The following is a 20,430-nucleotide window of genomic DNA, read 5'->3' on the forward strand; positions in this document are numbered from 1 at the left end:
CCTTCCGTCCGACTTCTGCGGCGTGACGAGGTTTGCAATGGCCTCGCCGCCTTGCTACCAAGCCCACACCCATGTCTGCGGGCAATGACATTACGGTCCCGGTCCCTCGCTTCGATCTGGCCGCGCGCCGGCGCACCCTGCCGCTGCTCAAGGCCATGCAGGAGCGCGTGCTCGTGTGCGACGGGGCCATGGGCACGATGATCCAGGCCCGCACCCTGACCCTCGACGACTACGGTGGTTACGACGGCTGCCCCGAGATCCTCGTGCGCACCCGGCCCGACGTCATCCGGGACATCCACGCCGCCTACTTCGAGGCCGGGGCCGACTGCGTCGAGACCAACACCTTCGGCGGCATGCCGCACGTGCTCGCCGAGTTCGACCTCGCCGCCGACTGCTACGAGCTCAACCGCCGCGCCGCCGAGATCGCCAGGGAGGCCGCCCGCGAGTACTCGACCCCCGACAAGCCGCGCTTCGTGCTCGGCTCGATCGGCCCCGGCACCCGCCTGGTCTCGCTCGGGCACATGAGCTTCGACGACCTGCTGGCGAGCATCTCGCGCCAGGCCGAGGGCCTCATCGACGGCGGCGTCGACGGCCTGCTCGTCGAGACCTGCCAGGACATCTTGCAGGTCAAGTGCGCCGTGCTGGCGATCAGCCGGGTCGCGCGTCAGCGGGGCGTCGAGGTCCCGGTGCTCGTGCAGGTCACCGTCGAGACCACCGGCACCATGCTCGTCGGCACCGACACCGCCGCCGCGCTGGTCATCCTCGAGTCCTTGCCGGTCGACGTCGTCGGCCTCAATTGCGCCACCGGCCCCGACCTCATGGTCGAGCACGTGCGTCACCTCGGGCGCACCAGCACCCGCCTCGTCTCGGTCCAGCCCAACGCCGGCCTGCCGCAGAACGTCGACGGCCGGGCCGTCTACCACCTCACCCCGGCCGAGCTGGCCAAGGCGCACCGCCGCTTCGCCGAGGAGTTCGGCGCCGGCCTGGTCGGCGGCTGCTGCGGCACCACCCCGGCGCACATCAAGGCGATCGCCGAGGCCGTGGCCGGCGTCGTGCCCGCCCCGCGCCCCGAGAAGATCGCCCCGCAGCTGGCCAGCCTCTACACCACCTGTCCTTTGGACCAGGAGTCCGGCCCGCTCCTGATCGGCGAGCGGACCAACGCCAACGGCAGCCTCAAGTTCCGCGAGATGCTGCTCGTCGAGGACTGGGACGGCATCGCCGAGCTGGCCAAGGAGCAGCAGGCCGAGGGCGCCCACGTGCTCGACGTGTGCGTCGCCTACGTCGGCCGCGACGAGGTCCGGGACATGACCGAGTGCCTCAAGAAGATCGTCCCGGCGGTGTCGCTGCCGATCATGATCGACACCACCCAGCTCGACGTGCTCGAGGCCGCGCTCAAGCTGATCGGCGGCCGGCCGATCATCAACTCGATCAACCTCGAGGACGGCGAGGGCAAGTTCGACAAGATCGCCGTGCTCGCCCGCGAGTACGGCGCCGCCCTGGTCGCGCTCACCATCGACGAGGTCGGCATGGCCAAGGACGCCGCCGGCAAGCTGGCCGTCGCCACGCGCATGCGCGACCTCGCCGTCGACCGCCACGGCCTGCTCGAGGCCGACCTCGTGTTCGACCCGCTGACCTTCACCATCGCCCAGGGCGAGGAGGACAGCCGCAAGCTCGGGCTCGAGACGCTCGAGGGCATCCGCCTGATCGACACCCACCTGCCCGAGGCGCGCACGATCCTCGGCCTCTCCAACATCTCGTTCGGCCTCAAGCCCTACCCGCGGCAGATCTTGAACTCGGTCTATCTGGCCGAGGCGCGCGAGCACGGCCTCGACGCCGCGATCCTCAACGCCAAGAAGATCATCCCCACCCACAAGCTGACCGAGGACGACCTCAAGGTCACGCGCGACCTGATCTACGACCGCCGCGCCGACGGCTACGACCCGCTGTTCGCCTTCATCGACCGGTTCGCCGGGGCCAAGAAGATCGATTCGGGCCCGCCCGAGGAGACGCTGCCGCTCGAGGAGCAGATCAAGAAGCGGATCGTCGACGGCAACAAGGTCGGCTTCGATGTCCTGCTCGACCGCGCGCTCGAGATCCACCCGCCGCTGCGCATCATCAACGAGATCCTGCTCGCGGGCATGAAGACCGTCGGCGAGCTGTTCGGCGCCGGCAAGATGCAGCTGCCGTTCGTGTTGCAGTCGGCCGAGGCGATGAAGACCGCCGTGCGCCACCTCGAGCCTCACATGTCGAAGACGGCCGGCCCGAGCAAGGGCTGCATGGTGCTCGCCACGGTCAAGGGCGACGTCCACGACATCGGCAAGAACCTCGTCGACATCATCCTCAGCAACAACGGCTACAAGGTCGTCAACCTCGGCATCAAGCAGCCGCTCGAGACGATCCTGGCCGCCGCCGCCGAGCACAAGCCGGACACGATCGGCATGAGCGGCCTGCTGGTGAAGTCGACCGTCATCATGAAGGAGAACCTCGAGCGCATGCGCGAGCTCGGGCACATGATGCCGGTGATCTGCGGCGGCGCGGCGCTGACCCGCGGCTACGTCGAGCACAACCTGCAGAACGCCTACAGCGGCCACGACGAGGACCTGGCCGCCGGCGAGGCCGCGACCGACACATCGCCGCAGCGGCAGGCCGACTCACGCCCGCGCTCGCGGGTGTTCTACGCCAAGGACGCGTTCGAGGGCCTCGGCCTGATGGACGAGCTGTGCGGCCACGTGCCGCCCGAGAAGATCAACCTGACCGCGCCCAAGCGGATCAAGGCCTATCGCCAGACCACGCAAGAGGAGTGGGAAGCCCACCTGCGCAAGGCCATGGACACCTACGTGAAGAGCGAGGTCCAACCGGCCGCGCGGGTCCCGAAGCCGCCGTTCTGGGGCGCGCGCGTGGTCGGCCCGGAGGAGCTGCAGCTCGGCGAGATCTTCCGCTACATGAACAAGAAGGCGCTGTTCGTCGGCCAGTGGCAGTACCGCCGCGGCAAGCTGTCCGAGGCCGAGTACGAGGAGCTGCTCGAGAAGACGGTCGAGCCCAAGTTCCGCATGTGGTGCGAGCGCGCCATCGCCGACAAGATGCTGCAGCCGCGCGTGGTCTACGGCTACTTCCCGTGCCAGAGCGACCACAACGACCTGCTCATCTACCCGGCGCCGGGCGAGCCCGACGACCGCACGCCGCGGATCCGGCTCACCCTCCCGCGCCAGCTCGACAAGAACCGCCTCTGCATCGCCGACTTCTTCCGCAGCGTGCGCTCCGGCGAGCGCGACGTCATCGCCCTCACCTGCGTGACGATGGGCGAGGTCGCCACCCAGCACTGCCAGGAGATGTTCGCGGCCAACCGCTACGACGACTACCTGCACTTCTACGGCATCGGGGTCGAGGGCGCCGAGGGCCTGGCCGAGCTGTGGCACAAGCGGGTCCGTCGCGAACTCGACATCGCCCAGGACGACAGCACCGACATCAAGGGCCTGTTCGGCCAGCACTACCAGGGCTCGCGCTACAGCTTCGGCTACCCGGCCTGCCCGCGCCTGGAGGACCAGGCCCACCTGTGCAAGCTGCTCCGCACCGAGGAGATCGGCGTCACCCTCACCGAAGAGGGCTTCCAGCTGGTCCCTGAACAGTCGACCAGCGCGATCATCGTCCACCACCCGGACGCCAAGTACTTCAACATCTAGCGCCCCGGAGCGCGGCCCGCCGGGGCCGCGCCCGCGTCGCAGTCGCTGCAGTTGCAATCATCGGCAGCCGACGTTCGTTCTTGATAGCTCCGCGCGCATTGCGCATCCCGTCCCCTGCACGCCGAAACCGCGCGCCGCGGTCGCCAATTGGAGCAGCGAACGCGTGTGCAGGGCTGTGGCCGTCGCGCCGCGCTGCGCTCGAGCGGACGACGCGCGCGCTCGACCGCCGTTCACCTGGCGGCCGGCGCGAGCCGTTCCGCCGGACGGGTCATTGAAGACGATTCAACGCCGAGGCGAGCCGTAACACCGCCGAAATCCGCGGCCGTTGTCGGCGCGCACCCCTCATGTCACCGTTGCCGGCGCCCGTCAGTCGATCATGAAGATGGGTATGCAAGACCGGACCGATAGCCGACGGCGGCGGCCGCTAACGCCCCCACCGACCTTCTCCTGGTCCATCGCTCCCCGAGCGCCGATGTCACTGCGGATGTTCACCGAGCACTGCGAACGCGACCTGGTCTCGACCTTCGTCGCCGACCTGCGCAGCCACCTCGTGGCCTACTATCGACAGTTCGGCGCCGACATCTCCTCGTCCGGCGGCAACAGCCTGCAGCAGGCCCAGGCCTCGGTGTCGCTCGACCTCGTCGTCGAGCTGGTCCACATCGAAGAGGACCCCTACTTCCACGACCTCGAGGAGTTCCGCGTCCTGCGTCACCCCGACATCGTGTTCCCCGGCTCCGACATCTCGTGGTTCGCCGCCTATCACCGCGACACCTGCCGGCTCAGCGAGATCTACGATTTTAATTGAGGCCCGCGCCGCTCAGGTCGGATGAAAGCCCGCCGGCGGCCGCGAGCCGCGGACCCAGCCCTCACCGTCGTGCATGACCCACAGCGGGCGCTCGTCCGCGATGGGGCTCAGATGGGTGATGGTCCCCTCCTCCTCGCCGAGCCACAGGTGAAGCATGCAGGCCGGCGGCTCCATCACGAACGCGAGCCGGTCGGCCGGCGGCAAGTCGAGCGCGACCTGGTGCGCGGTCGATGGGCAGGTGCAGGCCACGGTGCCCGCGAATCGCCGCACGATCGGCCGGTGGAGGTGCCCGCACAGGACGCGCTCGACCTGCGGGTGGCGCCGGAGCACGGCCGCCAGCGCGTCGCTGCCCGCGAGCCCGAAGGCGTCCAGCACCGCGACCCCGCTCGAGAACGGCGGGTGGTGCATGGCGATCACCGTCGGCCGCGCCGGCGCCTCCGCGAGGCGATCCGCGAGCCAGGCGAGCTGCCCATCACAGAGCCGACCGCCGGGCTGCCCCGGGACCAGCGTATCGAGCGCGACGAGCCGCACCGGCCAATCGTCGACGACATAGTTTAAATAAGGGCCCTCGCGCTGAAGATAGGCGTGATCGGCGAATGCGCGGCGGAGGTTGTGCCGATCGTCGTGGTTGCCGGGCAGCAAGAACACGGGCATGCGCAGCGGCGCCAGCAGCTCGCGCAGGTGCTCGTATTCGCCGACCTCGCCGTGGTCGACCAGATCGCCGGTGATCACCACCAGGTCCGGACGCCGCTCGCGGCGGTTCAGGTGCGCGACGGCGCGGGCCAGGTGCCAGGACGTGCGCAGGAGATCATCGCGCCCCGGCGCCCCGATGTGCGTATCGCTGATCTGCGCGATGAGCATGGTGTCCCCTCGACCTGCGATCACCGCATCAGCGTCATCTCGCTGCCGGGCAGCGCCACGCCCTCGCGGAACCCGAGCCCGTGATAGAACGACTGCGCGTCGCGGGTGCGCAGGAGGACGCGCCGACAGCCGCGGACCCGCGGGTGATCGAGCAACATCTTTGTAAGAGCCTTGCCGAGCCCGCGGCCGCGCCACGACTCCGCCACCGCGATGTCGAGCAAGAAGGCGCAGCGGGCCCCGTCGGCGATCGCTCGCCCGGTGGCGACGAGCGCCCCCGCCTGGTCGCGCGCGCCCACCCACGCCGACGACGAGAGCTGCGCGCGCACGATCCTGTCCTTCGGGACATCCACGTTCCAGTATTGCCCCCCGAGCAGCAGGGCCACCTCCGCGACGTCGGCCGGCCCGAGCGCGCAGTGGAGCCGCGCCCCCGCGGGCGCCTGCAGGAACTCGGGCGTCGCCACGTTCGGGTTGGCTGCCCGCACCAAATCGATCGCCCGCGGATCCCCAGCCTCGCCGCGCGCCCACAGGAATCGCAGCACCTTGCCCAGGTCGTCGGCGCTGCGGTTCTGGCCCAGCTTGGCCTTGCCGTCGACCTGCGTCAGCGGCAGGCCGACCACCGCGATCCCCCGCACCGGCCCGCGGTAGCGCGGATCGTCGGCGGTGATCGGCGCATGGCCGCCCTCCGGCTGATGCTTCTCCATCAACGCTTGCAGCACCCGGGCCTTGAGCGCCGGGTCCTCCACGCCCACCAGCGTCCCGTGCACCTGGGCGCTGCGGTAATACGTGGTCGCCGGGCAGGCCCGCTCCGGGTCGAACACGTGGCTCGGGATCGTCGCCACCAGCTCGTCCGCGGCGATCACCGCCGCGCGCCCCACCGCCTCCGACTTCTCGCCGACGGGCGCCGCGTGGAAGTACAGCCAATCGTCGACCACCACCGCGTGCAGCGTGCGCAGCACCGGCTGCCCCTGCTCGCCGATCCCCGCCAGGCGCACCACCGGCGCCGCCGCCAGCAGCGCGACCGCCTCCTCGCGCGCCATCCCGAAGAACTCCTGCTTGCGCATGCTTCGAGGATGGCCGCACACTGGTCCATGAAAAAGGTCCAGTTCTTCCATGTCGAGCAGACCAGTTCGCCCGTGGCAGATCGCCGTCGACCTCGACCCCGCCGGCGATCTGCCGCTGTTCGTGCAGATCGCCCACGCCGTCTCGGCCGACATCCGGCGCGGCCGCCTGCGCCCCGGTGACCCGCTGCCCGGCAGCCGGCGCCTCGCCGACGACCTCGGCGTCCACCGCAACACCGTGCTCGCCGCCTTCCGCGAGCTCGAGTCCGAGGGGTGGATCGACAGCGCCCGCGCCCGCGGCACCTTCGTCTCGCCCACCCTCCCCGAGCCCACCCCGCGGCGCGCCGGCCAGGCCCTGCGCACCGGCGTCCCTGCCCGGCCGGCGTTCGACCTCGCGCCCGGCCCCGACGGCTACTTCCCCATCCCGCGCACGCCCGGCCTGCTCGTCTTGCCCGGCGGCGTGCCCGACCTGCACCTCGTGCCCGCCGCCAGCCTCGCCCGCGCCTATCGCCGCGCCCTCGCCCGCCCCGACTTGCTCGGCTATGGCGACCCGCGCGGCCTCGTCGACCTGCGCCGCGCCCTCGCCGACATGCTCGCCGCCACCCGCGGCCTGGCCTGCGGCGAAGACGACCTGATCGTCACGCGCGGCAGCCAGATGGCCCTCTCGCTGGTGGCCCGCGCCCTGCTGCGCCCCGGTGACGTCGTCGCCGTCGAGGACCCCGGCTATCGCCCCGCGTGGGAGGCCCTGCGCCTCGCCGGAGCGCGCCTCGTACCGATCGCCACCGACGCCAGCGGCCTCGACGTCGACGCCCTCGCCGCCCTGCTCGAGCGCGAACCAGTGCGCGCCGTCTACACCACCCCGCACCATCAATATCCGACCACCGTCACCCTCGCCGCCGGTCGCCGCTTGCAGCTGTTGGCGCTCGCCCGCGCCCACCGCATGGCGATCCTCGAGGACGACTACGACCACGAATTCCACTACGAGGGCCGCCCCGTGCTCCCGCTCGCCAGCGGCGACGCGGCCGGCTCCGTCGTCTACGTCGGCACCCTCTCGAAGGTCCTCGCGCCGGGTCTGCGGATCGGCTACTGCGTCGCCCCGCAGCCGTTGCTCGAGCGCGTCGTCGCCGTCCGCTCCTTCACCGATCTCAACGGCGATCGCACCCTCGAGGCCGCCGTCGCCGAGCTGCTGACGAGCGGCGAGGTCGGTCGTCACATTCGCCGCGCCCGTCGCACCTACCTGGCCCGCCGCGACGCCCTGCTCGCCGCCCTCGCCACGCGCCTCGCCGGGGTCCTGCGGATCGCCCCGCCGAGCGGCGGCATGGCCCTGTGGGCCCGCACCCACGGCGTCGACCCTTCCGCGTGGGCCCGCGCCGCCCAGGCCCGCGGCGTCGCTTTTCAGGTCGGCAAGCAGTTCAGCTTCGAGTCGCGCCCGCTCCCGTACGTGCGCCTCGGCTTCGCCGGCCTCGACGAACGCGGCCTCACCGAAGCCGTGCGCCGCATGACCCTCGCGCTGGCCGACCTGCGCAAGTCGTGACGCTCGCGGACGCTCGAACGGTTCGTGAACGGCCCACGGCGGTCTTGCGAGCGCGATCGAGGTAAAGCCCGCCGCGAGCCCGCGCCGTCGCGCTATCCTCGACGCGCCGCCATGACTCGCCTCCTGCTCGTCAGCAACTCCACGCTCCACGGCTCCGGCTACCTCGATCACTGCGCCGAGCAGATCGGGCAGTTCCTCGGCCGCGGCGTCACGCGCGTCCTGTTCATCCCGTTCGCGCTGCACGACCGCGACGCCTACGCCGCCCAGGCGCGGGCCCGCTTCGCCGAGTTCGGCTACCAGCTCGACAGCCTGCACGAGGCCGCCGACCCACGCGCCGCCGTGCAGACCGCCCAGGCCGTGTTCACCGGCGGCGGCAACACCTTCCGGCTGCTGCGCCAGCTCTATGCGCTCGACGTGCTCGCGCCCCTGCGCGAACGTGTCCTTTCGGACATGCCGTACATCGGCTCCTCGGCCGGCTCGAACATCGCCGGCCTGACGATCGGCACCACCAACGACATGCCGATCGTCGAACCGCCGAGCTTCCGCGCCCTCGCCCTCGTGCCGTTCAACCTCAACCCGCACTACCTCGATCCGGAACCCGGGTCGACGCACATGGGCGAGACCCGCGAGAAGCGGATCGAGCAGTTCCACGAGGAGAACCCGCAGCCGGTGGTGGGCCTGCGCGAGGGCTCGCTGCTGCGGCGCGAGGGTCCGCGGCTCAGCCTGCTCGGCGTCACCGGCGCCCGGATCTTCCGCCGCGATCAGAAGCCCACGGAGGTGCCACCAGGCGCCGACCTGAGCGATCTGCTCGCCTGACCGGCGCGACCTCTTTAAAAATTTCGCGATGTCCGCCGTGCACTACCGCGTCGAGTTCGCCGGACCACGCTTCGTCACCGTCGAGCGCCTCGGCGACGCCCCCCGCTGGTCGCTGCGCATCGACGCCACCGAGGGCCTGGAGTCGCTGCACCCGCGCGGGATCGTCCGGGCGCTCGGCGACGACCTCGTGCTGCTCTTCACCGAGGGCGAGCACACCCGCACCGGCGCCGCCCATCACCACAAGATCCACCGCCTCACCCGCGACGGTCGCCTGTTGTGGTCCCTGTGCGCCCGCCCGGTCGGCGACCCCGTCCTGCACGGCGGCTACCTGCTGATCCCCGCCGCCCCGGTCGCCCCGCGCACGTCCGGCGACGACCCCCCCGCGCTGCAGCTCCAGCTGCGCGACCCCGAGACCGGGGCCCTCCTCGCCAGCTTTCCGATCCAGCCGCCCTCGGTCCTGCGCAGCGCCTACCGCCACGCCGCCCGGGCCCTCGGCGCCCACCTCAGCCCCGCTCCTCACGGCGTGCACGTGGCAGTGACCGCCTGGTTCACCGGCCCGCTCGCCCCACCCCGCGGCGCGGGCGCCTTCGACGTGCTGCTGGCGCTCGATTGATATGTTTTCAAGGACATGCCCCATGAGACATGTGCAAAAAATCATGTCCATGCATACCGCCGCTCATGGACGCCCACGCGCGCAGCACCCCGCCGCTCGAAGAACACGGTTACAAACCACAACCTCGCGACCGTGACGCCGACAGCCCGGTCGTGAGCGCGACAGCCCTGTCGCGGTTGACCGCCCTGCTGGCCGATTGCTAACACCGGGGCATGGCTTCGCTCGGCTCGCGCATCTCGGTTCTCCTTCTCGCGCTGCTCGGATTCACGGCCCCTGCCGCGGCGTCGATCCCCGTCACCACCGGCGAGTCCGACAGCGACACCTTCCCGGAGACCAGCGGTGAGCCGCCGCAGCTCATCACCATCGTCCAGCCCACCTCGGGCGACGTGTTCAGCGGCACGCCGGACGCCACCATTCAGTTGATCATCGAGTTCGAGACCCTCGACGGCGCCGACATCAAGCTCGACGCGCGCGCCCGCGAGGGCGGCGACGGCCCGTGGACCACCGTGCGCGAGGACGCCTGCCCGGCCGGGCCCTCGCCCTGCATGCTCGAGATCTCCCTGCCCCCGGCCCTGTACATGCTGTACGCCATCGGCGAGGGCCCCGGCGGCGCCAGCGAGATCGACGTCATCTCCGTCGAGGTCGTCGAGGCCGCCGCCACCGACACTGACACCACCGACGGCGCGACCGGAGAGACCGAAGCCGCGCCGACCGGCTCCTCGACCGACGACCCCACTGGCGCCGACTCGACCGGCAGCACCACCGGCGACGGCGCTTCCGCGTCCGGCGGCGACTCGGCCGACGGTGAAAAGGGCTGCGCCTGCAACAGCGGCACGGGCGGGCCCGACCTGCTCGGCCTCACCCTCGCCCTCCTCTTCATCCCCCGCCTCCGCCGCCGCCGCTGAGCACCGAGACCGGCCGGCTCCCGCCGCTCGGCTCGAGCCCGCCCGAGACCGCCCGAGCTCCCGCTGAGCTCGAGCGCCCGAGACCGACCGGGCTCCCGCCGCTGGGCTCGAGCGCCCGAGACCGCCCGAGCTCCCGCTGAGCTCGAGCGCCCGAGACCGACCAACCTCCCGCCGCTGAGCGCGAGCCCGCCGACCTTGCCGGAAGTCCCGCGCTCTCTCATCGTCCAGAGCCGCGCTTCAGAGACGCCGCGGCCGCACGCAAGGACATGTCCCATGCAACATGTCCAATCGACAATGTCTCTCAAAACATGCCCGATCGGGCATGCCCGATCAGTCCTCCGCGGCGGCGCCGGCGAACTCGCCCCAGCGCGGCAGGTCGAGCATGAGCCCGGCCCTGCGGCAGCGGCCGCGCCACTGGCGGAGGTGCGACTCGAGCTGGTCGCGTTCGCGCTCGAGCTCGGTCAGCTTCGCCGGCGCCGGCGCCTTGCGGAGCTCCGCCGCGCGGCGCTGGAGCGCCTCCCCGCGGTGGACCAGCTCGCGGTCGCGCGCCGCCAGCCGCTCGCGCGCCGCGTAGAACCCGTCGGCCGCGCCCGCCTCGTCCTCGTCCTCGTAACTGTCCTGGGGGTCGGCCTCGTCGACCTCGCGGACCAGCCGCTGCAGCTCCGCGCGCAGGCGTTCGCGCTCGCGCTCGACCTGGGCCACCTGCACCAGCACGGCCGCCCGCGACCCGCGAAAGTCGCGGGAGATGCTGCGCTCGATCGCCTCGCGCCGGCGCAGCAGCGCCTCGCCGTCGGCCTGCAGCTCGTCCTCGATCGCGTTCATCGCCGACCTCGCGCGCCACCTGTCTTAAAAACCATGTCGGGGGCAACCCCGCGGCGGAGCGGGCGGACGGCGGGAGGGGACGACGCGGACATGACCCTCCTGTTGTAGCGGATCTGCCGGCCGAGGGGCGACCACGCGCGGGGCCTTGGGCCCCCGTGGCGCCGTCTGGACCGCTCTGCTATGGGTCCGCGCCATGACGATGCAAGGCAAACACGTGCTGATCACGGGCGGCAACACCGGGATCGGCAAGGCCACCGCGGTCGAGCTGGCGCGCATGGGCGCGGCCGTGACGATCACCTCGCGCGACCCGGCCAAGGGCGAAGCGGCGGTCGCCGACATCAAACGGCTGAGCGGTTCGGGCGCCGTCGAGCTCCTGCGCCTCGACCTCGCCTCGCTGGCGGACGTGCGCCGGTTCGCCGCCGAGTACCTGGCCACGCACCCGCGCCTCGACGTGCTCATCAACAACGCCGGCCTCGTGCAGTCCGACCGCAGCGAGACGGTCGACGGCTTCGAGACCACCTTCGGCGTCAATCACCTCGGTCACTTCCTGCTCACGCACCTGCTGCTCGACCGCCTCAAGGCGAGCGCGCCCTCGCGGATCGTGGTGCTCGCGTCGGGTGCCCACCGCGCGGCCCGCGGCCTCGACTTCGACGATCTGCAGTCCCGCCGCAAGTACCGCGGCCTGCCCGTCTACTGCCGCTCCAAGCTTGCCAACCTGCTGTTCACCCTCGAGCTCGCGGAGCGCCTGCGCGGCACCGGCGTCACCGTCAACGCCGTCCACCCCGGCGTGGTCGCGTCCGGCTTCGGCGCCGACGGCGACACCCGCGGCCTCTATCGCTTCCTCTTCGGCCTGGCCCAGCGCTTCATGATCACCCCGGAGCAGGGCGCCCGCACCTCCATCTACGCCGCCACCGCCCCCGAGCTCGCGCAGACCAGCGGCCAGTACTTCGAGAAATCGAAGCAGAGCCGCCCCACCCGCTACGCGCTCGACCGCGCCGCCGCCCTCCGCCTGTGGGAGGTCTCCGAGCAGCTCACCGGCACCAACAAGTCGGCCGCCGCCTGACCTTCGGGACAGGCCCGCGGGGCCGCGGTCGTCGCCCGCGACATGACCTTCGGGCCAGGCCGCGCACCCTCACCGGTCCCGAAGACCACCTCCCGAAAGCAGCGAGACCGGACGCGCCCGTGTGGGCTCGTCCGGTCTCGTCGCACCTGGCCTCGCGGCTCAGGAGCGCTCGGAGCCCGATCGCGGTGCCACGTGGGCCTCGGGGGTCACCCGCTGCTCGCGGCGCAGCGTCATCTTGAGGATCGCCGGCAGCAGGAACATCGTCATCAGCGTCGAAGCGCCGATGCCGAACACCACCGTCGTCGCCAGCGGACGCTGCACCTCGGAGCCGGCGCCGGTGGCCAGGGCCATCGGCAGGAAGCCCAGCGCCGCGACCGCGCCGGTGGTCAGCACCGCGCGCATCGTGTGCACGGCACCCTTGACCAGCGCCTTGTCGAACGGATGGCCCTCGTCGATCGCGTGGCGCACGTCGTTCGCCATCACCACCCCGTTGAGCACCGCCACGCCGGCGAGGGCGATGAAGCCGACCGCCGCCGGGATGCTGAACGCCATGTCGCGGATGATGAGGCCGACGAACCCGCCGATCAGCGCGAACGGCACGATCGCGAACACCGCCGTCGCGTAGCGGATGTCGCCGAAGTTCCAGAGCAGCATGCCGAAGATCAGCATCAGGCAGATCGGCACGACCACCGCGAGGCGCTTCGACGCGCGCTCGAAGTTCTCGAACTGACCCGACCACTCGATCTTGTAGCCCGGCGTGATCTGGACCTTCTCGTCGACCGCCGCCTGCGCGTCCGTCACCCACGACAGCAGGTCGCGGCCGCGCAGGTTGACCTCGACGCGGACCACGCGGACCCGGTTCTTGCGCCGGATCTGCGCCGGGCCCTCCGCCTCCTCGATCGTCGCCACCTCCGACAGCGGCACGCGGTGGCCGTCGATCGTCTCGATGAACAGGTCGCCGAGCGCCTCCGGCACCGGCGCGCGCGGCGGGATCAGCAGCCGCGCGTCGAACCGGCGGATGCCCTCGTAGACCAGGCCGAAGGTCTTGCCGACCCGCGCGGTCTCGATCGCCAGCAGCGCGTCCTGCATGCTGACGCCGTAGCGGGCCAGGCGGGCCCGGTCCGGCCGCACGGTCAGCTCGGGCATGCCGAGCACCTGCTCGACGCGGAGGTCGCCGGTGCCTTCGATCGGCCGGATCGCGTCGGCGATCTGGTCGGCGATGTTCTTGAGCTCGAGCAGCTCGTTGCCGGCGACCACGATCTGGATGTCGGCGCGTGAGCCGGTGATGATCTCGTTGTTGCGGTCCTCGATCGGCTGCGACACCGCGACGAAGGTGCCGGGCACCTGCGACTCGATGTCGTTCTTGAGGATCACGCTGAGCTCGTCGAGGTCGTGCGCCGTCGACCACTCCTCCTTCGGCAGCAGCGGGATCGTGATCTCGGTCCGGTCCTTGCCGACCGGCTCGATCGCCACCTCGGCGCGGCCGGTCATCGTCAGCGTCTTCTGGATCTCCGGGTACTGCAGCAGGATCTTCTGCGTCTGATAGTCGAGGCGCTTGGCCTCCTCGAGGTTGATCGACGGCGGCCGGCGGATGCTGACCACCAGGTCGCCCTCGTCGATGCGCGGCACGAAGTCGGCGCCCTTCTCCTTGAAGATGTAGCCGGAGATCAGCAGCGCCGCGGCGGCCCCGAGGATCAGCGGCCAGCGCAGGCGGATCGCGTGCGGCACCGCCCGCTTGTAGCCGCGCGCGATCGGGTTGAGCCAGGTCGCGCCCTCCTTCTTCAGCGGCGGCACGAACAGGGCCAGCAGCGCCGGCAGGAACACCACCGAGTAGACCAGCGCGCCGAACAGCGCGAACGCCATCGTCGTCGCCATCGGCTTGAACAGCCGGCCCTCGACCCCTTCGAGGCTGAGCAGCGGGATGTACACCAGCATGATGATGGCCACCGCGAACGCGACCGGTCGCATCACCACCCCGATGCTGTTCGTGTAGGCCTGCGCCCGCTCCTCGCGGGACATCTGCTGGCCGACATAGGTCGCGATCAGCGCCTCGAGCACGACGATCGGGCCGTCCACGAGGAACCCGAAGTCGATCGCGCCGAGCGACATCAGGTCACCGGCGATCCCGACCCAGTGCATGCCGAACAGCGCCACCGACATCGACGCCGGGATGCCGAGCACGCACACGAGCGCGCCGCGGACCGTGCCGAGGAACAGCACCAGGACGATGAACACCACCCCCGCGCCCTCGGCGAGGTTCTTCAGCACCGTCGCCAGCGTGCGCTCGACGAAGTTCGCGCGGTCGTAGACCGCCTCGATGACCACGCCGGCCGGCAGGTCGGCCTGGATCTCCGCCACCCGGTCCTTGACCGCGTAGATGACGTCGCGGCTGTTCGAGCCCAGCAGCATCATGATGATGCCCGCGACCGCCTCGTCCTCGCCGTTGAAGGTGACGACGCCGTGGCGCAGGGCCGAGCCGTCGCGCACCTCGGCGATGTGGCGGACCAGCACCGGCTGGCCCTCCGAGACCTTGAGGACCACGTTGCCGATGTCCTCGATGCTCGTGAACGTGCCGACCGCGCGCAGCGTGAAGCTCTCGGCGGTGCGGTCGATGTAGCCGCCGGACACGATCGCGTTCGAGCCGACCAGCGTCTCGGACAGCTCGCGGATCGTCAGCCCGTAGGCCGCCAGCCGGTCGGGCTGCACGATCACCTGGTACTGCTTGAGGTCGCCGCCGATCGAGTTGACCTCGATGACCCCCGGCACCCCGCGCAGGCGCGGCACGATCTCCCACTCGAGCATCGTCCGCAGCTGCTTGCGCGTGTGGACCGGCGAGCGGACCACGAACTGGAAGATCTCGCCGAGGCCGGTCGACAGCGGGGCCAGGATCGGCGTCTGGATCGTCGCCGGCAGGTCGCCTTTGGCCTGCAGCATGCGCTCGAACACCAGCTGGCGCGCGAACCACGGGTCGGTGCCGTCGCGGAAGACCACCGTGATCGACGAGATGTCGGCGCGGGAGATCGATCGCAGCTCGTCGAGCCCGGGCACGCCGTTGAGGGCGTTCTCCATCGGGAAGGTGACGTTGCGCTCGACCTCGAGGGCCGACATGCCGGGGGCCTCGGTGATGACCGTGACCTGGATCGTCGAGATGTCGGGCAGCGCGTCGATCGGCAGGCTCTTGGCCGCGATCGCGCCGGCCACCAGCAACGCGGCGAGCAGGCCCGCCATCAAGAAGCGCAGGCGAATGGAAATATCGATGAGTGCGCCCAGCATGGGGATCGTCTCCTGGGCGCGCGGCTAGCGGAACAGCTCGGACTTGAGGGCGAACACTCCCTCGGTGATGATGCGCTCGCCCGGCTCGAGACCCTTCTTGATCTCGACCAGGTCGGGCCCCTGCGCGCCGATCTCGACGGTGCGCGGCATGACCTGGCGCTCCCCGACCTCGACGAACACGGTCGGCTTGCCGTCGACCTGCACCATCGCCTTGCGCGGGATCGCCAGCGCCTGCTTGCGCGCCGCGCCCGGCCGGATCCTCGCGTTGACCGCCTGGCCGACGCGCAGCTTGCCGGCCTCGTTCGGGACCACCACGCGCACCTCGGCGCTGCGGGTCACCGGGTCGAGCACCGTGCTGACGAACGTCACGGTGCCCGTCAGCACCTCGTCGGGCGTCACCTGCGACGAGATCTCGACCGAGTCACCGACGCGGATGTTGATGACCTCGCCCTCGAACACGCTGAGGCGCACCCACAGCGTGCTGCGGTCGGCGATCGTGAAGGCCGTGTAGCTCGGCTCGACCGCCTGGCCGCGGAACACTCGCACGCGGACCACGTCGCCCTCGATCGGCGAGGTCAGCGACATCACCCCGAGCGACGCGCTGCTCGACGACCCGCCGCCGAGCGCCTGGACCCGCTGCTTGGCCGCGCGCAGCTCGGCGCTGGCGACCGACACCTCGGCGCTGGCCAGGTCGGCCGCGCGCTGCGAGGCGATGCCCTCTTGCAGCAGCCGCCGCTTGCGCTCCTTGTCGCGCTCGGCCAGCTCCGCCTTGGCCACCACCGCCGAGATCTCGGCCTGGGCCTTGCCGAGCTCCGCGCTGTCGAGCGTCGCCAGGACGTCGCCGGTCTCGACCTTCGTGCCCTCGATGACCTTGACCTCTTTGACGCGCCCCGAGATGCGCGAGCCGACCTCGGCGATGCGCAGCTCGTCGAACTCGAGCACGCCGGTCACGTGGACCACCGGCGACACCTCCATCATCTCGACCGTGCCGCTCTGCAGCGCCGCCTTCTCGGCGAACACCTCCGGCAGCTTGATCACGCCGTCCTCGAAGTACGGCAGCTCGGGCGGCTTGGTCGCCGCGTCGGCCTCGGCCGCCTCGCCATGGTTGCAGCCGAGCGGCGTGGCGACCGCGAACACGAACATGAGCACGAAGCAGCGTCGCGCGTGGTCGAGGAGGATCAGCCAGCGCGAGGCTCGACCGGGGGCAGAGGAATTGCTCATCACGACACGTCCTGGGAGACCTGGAATCCGCGCGCCACACCCGGGCCCGAACGTGGCGCAGGGCCCGGCGGGACGAGGACGAATCTCGCCCGAAAAGGGCCCTGGGATGGTGTTTCGAACACTATTGCTTACATTACGGAGCCTTCATGTCAAGGATTCCCCCGCTCCCAAAGCACTTCACACGTGCCGAAACTCTCGGGCCGAACAAGGATCTTGGCAACGCCAGACCCCGCGTGTAAGAGTCCGCGGGCTTGACAGCGCGCGACGAACCCGTCCGCACTCCGATTCGCATGCCACGACGCACAGCCTTCTTCGTCCGGACCTCGTCGATGTTCACGCTGGCCGTGGCCGTGACCGCAGCGTCGCTCGCCCCCGCGGCCGGAGCCGCGCCCGCCCCCGCCCCCGCGCGCAAGACCGGCGACCCGCCGGCACCGCTGCTCGCGCCGGCGCCCGAGCCGAGCCAGTCGATCCCCGAACCCGTCGTCGCCGGGGCCCAGGTGCTGCCGCTCGACGCCATCCTCAAGCACGCCGAAGAGAACGCGATGCCGGTCCGCGCCGCGCGCACGCGGCTCGAGCTCGGCGACGCCGCGATCACCGGCGCCAAGCCGCTGCTGATCGACAACCCGCAGCTGTACCTCGGCATGGGCGCGCGCATGAACCCCGCGTACACGGACGACACGCAGTTCGAGCTGCAGGCCACGCTGCAGCAGCCGATCGAGATCGGCCGCGAACGCAGCCTCCGCATCAAGGCGGGCCGCGAGTACCGCGAGTTCCTCGACAAGGAGCTGGCGCAGGTCCGCTGGACCACCCACGCGCAGGTCCACTACGCCTACAACACGGCGCTGATCGCCAAGGAGCGCGCCCGCACCGCCTCGCGCACGCAGCAGTTCGCCGAGCGCCTCCTCGACATCGCCAGCCGGCGCCAGCAGGCCGGTGAGATCTCGCGCCTGCGCGTGCGCGTGGCCGAGGGTGAGCTGGCGCGCGCCCGCCAGAGCAAGCTGGCCGCGGACCTCAACTTCCGCCTGGCGTGCATCCACCTGGCCGAGATGGCCGGCTGGCCTTCGGGACAGCTCATCGCCCCGGCCGGCGAGCTCGGCGACCCGATCAAGGTCCGCGACCCCGAGGACCTGATCGCCAACGTGCAGAAAGAGCACCCCGCGCTCAAGACCCGGGAGGCGCAGGTCGAGCTCGGCGAGGCCCGCGCCAAGTCGGCCAAGCGCGACCGCCTGCCCGAGCCGTGGGTCGGCGTCTACGTCGGCCGCGAGCGCGAGCCGGGCCTGATGGAGAACATGCCGGCCTCGCGGATCGTGCTCGGCATGATCACGATCCCGCTGCCATTCTTCAAACGCAACCAGCTGGCGCGGGCCCAGACCCGAGCCGAGCTGAGCGTCGCCAACACCGAGCTCGAGGTCACGCGCTACCAGCTGGCGATGAACGCCCGCCGGGCGGTCGACGCCATCAACACCGCGGCCGAGCGCGTGCGCACCTACTCGCGCGAGGTCGTGCCGCGCTTCGAGGAGAACCTGCAGCTGCTGCAGCGGGCCTTCGAGCTCGGCGAGGTCGACATCATCGAGGTGTTCGTCGCCCGCGAGAATTTCTTGCGGATCCAGACCGAGGCGCTCGACGCCTACGGCACCTACTTCGACGCCATGTACACGCTCGAGACGATCATCGGCTCGGAGGTGAGCACCCTCGTCTCGCCCGGCCCGACTCGCTCGAGCGCCCCGCCCGCGACCCTCCGCTGACCTGTCCCTCGGGACAGTCGATGGACTTCGCCTGTTCCGCTGACCTGTCCCTCGAGACAGTCGCTGGACTTCGCCTGGTCCACTGACCTGTCCCACGGGACAGTCTCTGGACTTCACCTCGTCCGTTGACCTGTCCCTCGGGACAGGCAGGGAGATCTCCCCCGCGGGACCTGTCCTCGCGGACAGCTAACCGCGCAGCTCGGCGATGCGCTGGGCCAGCCTGGCGATCGTCCGCGGCGACGAGCCCTCGGCCTTGTTGTTGACGATCACGTAGACCGGCAGGTCGAGGTCGGCCTCGACGCACACGCGGGCCAGCTCATCGCGGTTGCCGGGGTCCTCGTCGACCAGGTGGTCGAATGGGTCGTAGCGGGCCTCGGCGCGCTCGTAGTTCATGCTCGGGTGCAGCATCCAGCGGCACACCAGCGCCGGCGCCTGGCCCTGGTTGACGCGCGACCGCTGGGTCCGGGCCGGCGGCATGCTCGGGTAGACGTTGATGCAGTGGCACGCGCCGAACTCGGCCAGCGCGGCGGCGTAGGCGCCGGTCATCAGCTCGCGGTTGCGCAGCTCGATCGCGTAGAGCGGCCCGCGGGGCAGCCCGTCGAGGAAATAGCGCAGGCGGTCGACCAGCCAGCGCGGCCCGCCGAGCGCCCCGAAGTCCTGCGGCGCGAACTGGAACAGCAGCGGCCCCAGCGTCTCGCCGAGGCCCTCGACCGCCGGCGCGACCACGAATTCGCTGGCGTACACCGGGTCGAGGAAGCGCTCGTTGGGCTGGCCGCGGACCTTGCCGTAGCGCTGGTGCCTCGGCCACACCGCCGTCGTGCAGGCCTCGTGGGCCTTGACCAGGAAGCGGAACTCGGCCGGCACCGCCGCCGCGTAGGCCGCGTACTCGTCGGTCCGCGGCGGCGCGTAGTACGAGCGGTCGATGCCCACCGCGCGCATCAGCGGGTGGCGCGCGTACGCGGCCAGACCCTCGCGGGCGAGCCGCTGCTGGCTGTGCGGCAGGTCGTAAACGAGCCCCGACCAGCCCGGGTAGGCCCACGAAGATGTCCCGAAGTGCAGGTTCTTCGGCAGCCGCTCGGCCAGCGCCTCCAGCTCGGCCGGGGCCGCGGCCGGCAAGATCGGCAGCGGCGTCTTCTTGTTGCCGCCGCCACGGCCGAGGCCGCCGGGGGTCGGGTCCTGCGAGGGATCGGCGAAGAGGTCGAGCTGAGGAGCCATGCGCGCTTTTGCGCAGGATAGCCCCAGCTGCCCGCCCGCGCAAGCGCAGCCGACCTGCCCCAAAGGGCATGTCCCTCGGGACCGGCGGCTCTCAGCCCCGGCGGAACACCAGTGAGAAATTGTTGGCCGGCATCGCCACCAGCTCGGTCGCCTGCAACCCGTGGGTCGCCGCCGCCGCGCGCACGACGGCCTCGTCGCGCACGCCCCAGGCCGGGTCGCGGGCCCGCAGGTCGTCGTCGAAGGCCGCGTTGCTCGGCGCGGTGTGCTGGCCGCCGCGCTTGAACGGCCCGTACAAGAAGAGCAGCCCGCCCGCAGGCAGCACTCGCCCGGCCCCGGCCATCAGCGCCTCGCAGGCGGACCACGGGGCGATGTGGATCATGTTGATGCACACGATCGCCTCGGCCGCCTCGACGGGCCACGGCCACGCGCCGACGTCGAGCCGCAGCGGCGCGCGCAGGTTGGGGGTCCCCTCGCTGATGACGCGCGCGGCGATCGACGCCAGCGCCCCGGGGTCGACGTCGGTCGGTTGCCACGAGACCCCAGGGAACGCGGCCGCGAAGCTCACCGCGTGCTCTCCGGTGCCGCTGGCGATTTCGAGCACGCGACCCTCCGCAGGCAGGACCCGTGCCAACACCTCTGCGATCGCCCCGCGATTGCGGAGCGCCGCCGGTGACGAGCGCACTTGAGACTGCTGCGGAGGCGGTGGATCGTGAGGCTGCATCACCGCGATCGTAGCCTGAGTTGCCAGCCTCGTGGCTTTGCCGATTTGCGAGCTTCACTGGCCCGCGTTCGCGTACGCGGAGCGTGAGTCGGGGACCG

The 20,430-nt window shown here is 71.1% G+C and carries 15 protein-coding genes; 8 read left to right on the plus strand and 7 right to left on the minus strand.

Annotation, left to right across the window (positions count from 1 at the left end; genetic code table 11):
- Positions 1-71: 71 nt before the first annotated feature.
- Both metH and POL25_RS15370 read left to right on the plus strand, forming a co-directional pair.
- Positions 72-3,680 (plus strand): methionine synthase, encoded by a 3,609-nt coding sequence (metH, locus tag POL25_RS15365; RefSeq protein ID WP_272086763.1) that lies wholly within the window; start codon positions 72-74, stop codon positions 3,678-3,680.
- Positions 3,681-4,152: 472 nt separating this feature from the next.
- The gene (locus POL25_RS15370) at positions 4,153-4,485 is read left to right on the plus strand and encodes a hypothetical protein (protein ID WP_272086764.1); all 333 of its coding nucleotides are present in this window, start codon (positions 4,153-4,155) and stop codon (positions 4,483-4,485) included.
- A gap of 12 nt (positions 4,486-4,497) precedes the next feature.
- Here the strand turns inward: POL25_RS15370 and POL25_RS15375 are convergent, their stop codons facing one another.
- Both POL25_RS15375 and POL25_RS15380 read right to left on the minus strand, forming a co-directional pair.
- A complete protein-coding gene (locus POL25_RS15375; protein WP_272086765.1) occupies positions 4,498-5,346 on the minus strand; it encodes a phosphodiesterase in 849 nt (282 codons plus the stop codon).
- Positions 5,347-5,366: 20 nt separating this feature from the next.
- Entirely contained in the window at positions 5,367-6,407 is a 1,041-nt protein-coding gene (locus POL25_RS15380; RefSeq protein WP_272086766.1) for a GNAT family N-acetyltransferase, read from the minus strand.
- Between the two features lie 49 nt (positions 6,408-6,456).
- Between POL25_RS15380 and pdxR the strand changes: the two genes are divergently transcribed.
- From pdxR to POL25_RS15400, 4 genes are all read left to right on the plus strand, one after another.
- Complete coding sequence (gene pdxR, locus POL25_RS15385) at positions 6,457-7,938, plus strand: MocR-like pyridoxine biosynthesis transcription factor PdxR (RefSeq protein ID WP_272086767.1); 1,482 nt, start codon at positions 6,457-6,459, stop codon at positions 7,936-7,938.
- Between the two features lie 111 nt (positions 7,939-8,049).
- Positions 8,050-8,754, plus strand: coding sequence for a dipeptidase PepE (gene pepE, locus POL25_RS15390; protein ID WP_272086768.1), 705 nt, complete (start codon positions 8,050-8,052; stop codon positions 8,752-8,754).
- 28 nt (positions 8,755-8,782) lie between these two features.
- Positions 8,783-9,367 carry a hypothetical protein gene (locus POL25_RS15395; protein WP_272086769.1) on the plus strand — a complete coding sequence of 195 codons (585 nt, stop codon included), beginning with the start codon at positions 8,783-8,785 and terminating at the stop codon, positions 9,365-9,367.
- Positions 9,368-9,579: 212 nt separating this feature from the next.
- Positions 9,580-10,272, plus strand: coding sequence for a hypothetical protein (locus POL25_RS15400; protein WP_272086770.1), 693 nt, complete (start codon positions 9,580-9,582; stop codon positions 10,270-10,272).
- A 330-nt stretch (positions 10,273-10,602) separates the two neighbouring features.
- Here the strand turns inward: POL25_RS15400 and POL25_RS15405 are convergent, their stop codons facing one another.
- Positions 10,603-11,094 carry a hypothetical protein gene (locus POL25_RS15405; protein ID WP_272086771.1) on the minus strand — a complete coding sequence of 164 codons (492 nt, stop codon included), beginning with the start codon at positions 11,092-11,094 and terminating at the stop codon, positions 10,603-10,605.
- A 193-nt stretch (positions 11,095-11,287) separates the two neighbouring features.
- Between POL25_RS15405 and POL25_RS15410 the strand changes: the two genes are divergently transcribed.
- Positions 11,288-12,157 (plus strand): SDR family oxidoreductase, encoded by an 870-nt coding sequence (locus tag POL25_RS15410; protein ID WP_272086772.1) that lies wholly within the window; start codon positions 11,288-11,290, stop codon positions 12,155-12,157.
- A gap of 159 nt (positions 12,158-12,316) precedes the next feature.
- Here the strand turns inward: POL25_RS15410 and POL25_RS15415 are convergent, their stop codons facing one another.
- The gene (locus POL25_RS15415; protein WP_272086773.1) at positions 12,317-15,430 is read right to left on the minus strand and encodes an efflux RND transporter permease subunit; all 3,114 of its coding nucleotides are present in this window, start codon (positions 15,428-15,430) and stop codon (positions 12,317-12,319) included.
- Positions 15,431-15,454: 24 nt separating this feature from the next.
- Positions 15,455-16,651, minus strand: a complete 1,197-nt coding sequence (locus POL25_RS15420) for an efflux RND transporter periplasmic adaptor subunit (protein WP_272086774.1) — start codon at positions 16,649-16,651, stop codon at positions 15,455-15,457.
- A 290-nt stretch (positions 16,652-16,941) separates the two neighbouring features.
- On the opposite strand from POL25_RS15420, the gene POL25_RS15425 reads away from it, so the two are divergent.
- Positions 16,942-18,396, plus strand: a complete 1,455-nt coding sequence (locus POL25_RS15425; protein WP_272086775.1) for a TolC family protein — start codon at positions 16,942-16,944, stop codon at positions 18,394-18,396.
- Positions 18,397-18,582: 186 nt separating this feature from the next.
- Here POL25_RS15425 and POL25_RS15430 read toward each other — a convergent pair whose 3' ends face one another.
- Complete coding sequence (locus tag POL25_RS15430; RefSeq protein ID WP_272086776.1) at positions 18,583-19,611, minus strand: DUF72 domain-containing protein; 1,029 nt, start codon at positions 19,609-19,611, stop codon at positions 18,583-18,585.
- Between the two features lie 91 nt (positions 19,612-19,702).
- Positions 19,703-20,377 carry a DUF938 domain-containing protein gene (locus POL25_RS15435; RefSeq protein ID WP_373372093.1) on the minus strand — a complete coding sequence of 225 codons (675 nt, stop codon included), beginning with the start codon at positions 20,375-20,377 and terminating at the stop codon, positions 19,703-19,705.
- Positions 20,378-20,430 lie beyond the last annotated feature (53 nt).

Origin of the sequence: Nannocystis bainbridge (assembly GCF_028368995.1) — a bacterium.
In the GTDB taxonomy this organism is placed as follows: domain Bacteria; phylum Myxococcota_A; class Polyangia; order Nannocystales; family Nannocystaceae; genus Nannocystis; species Nannocystis bainbridge.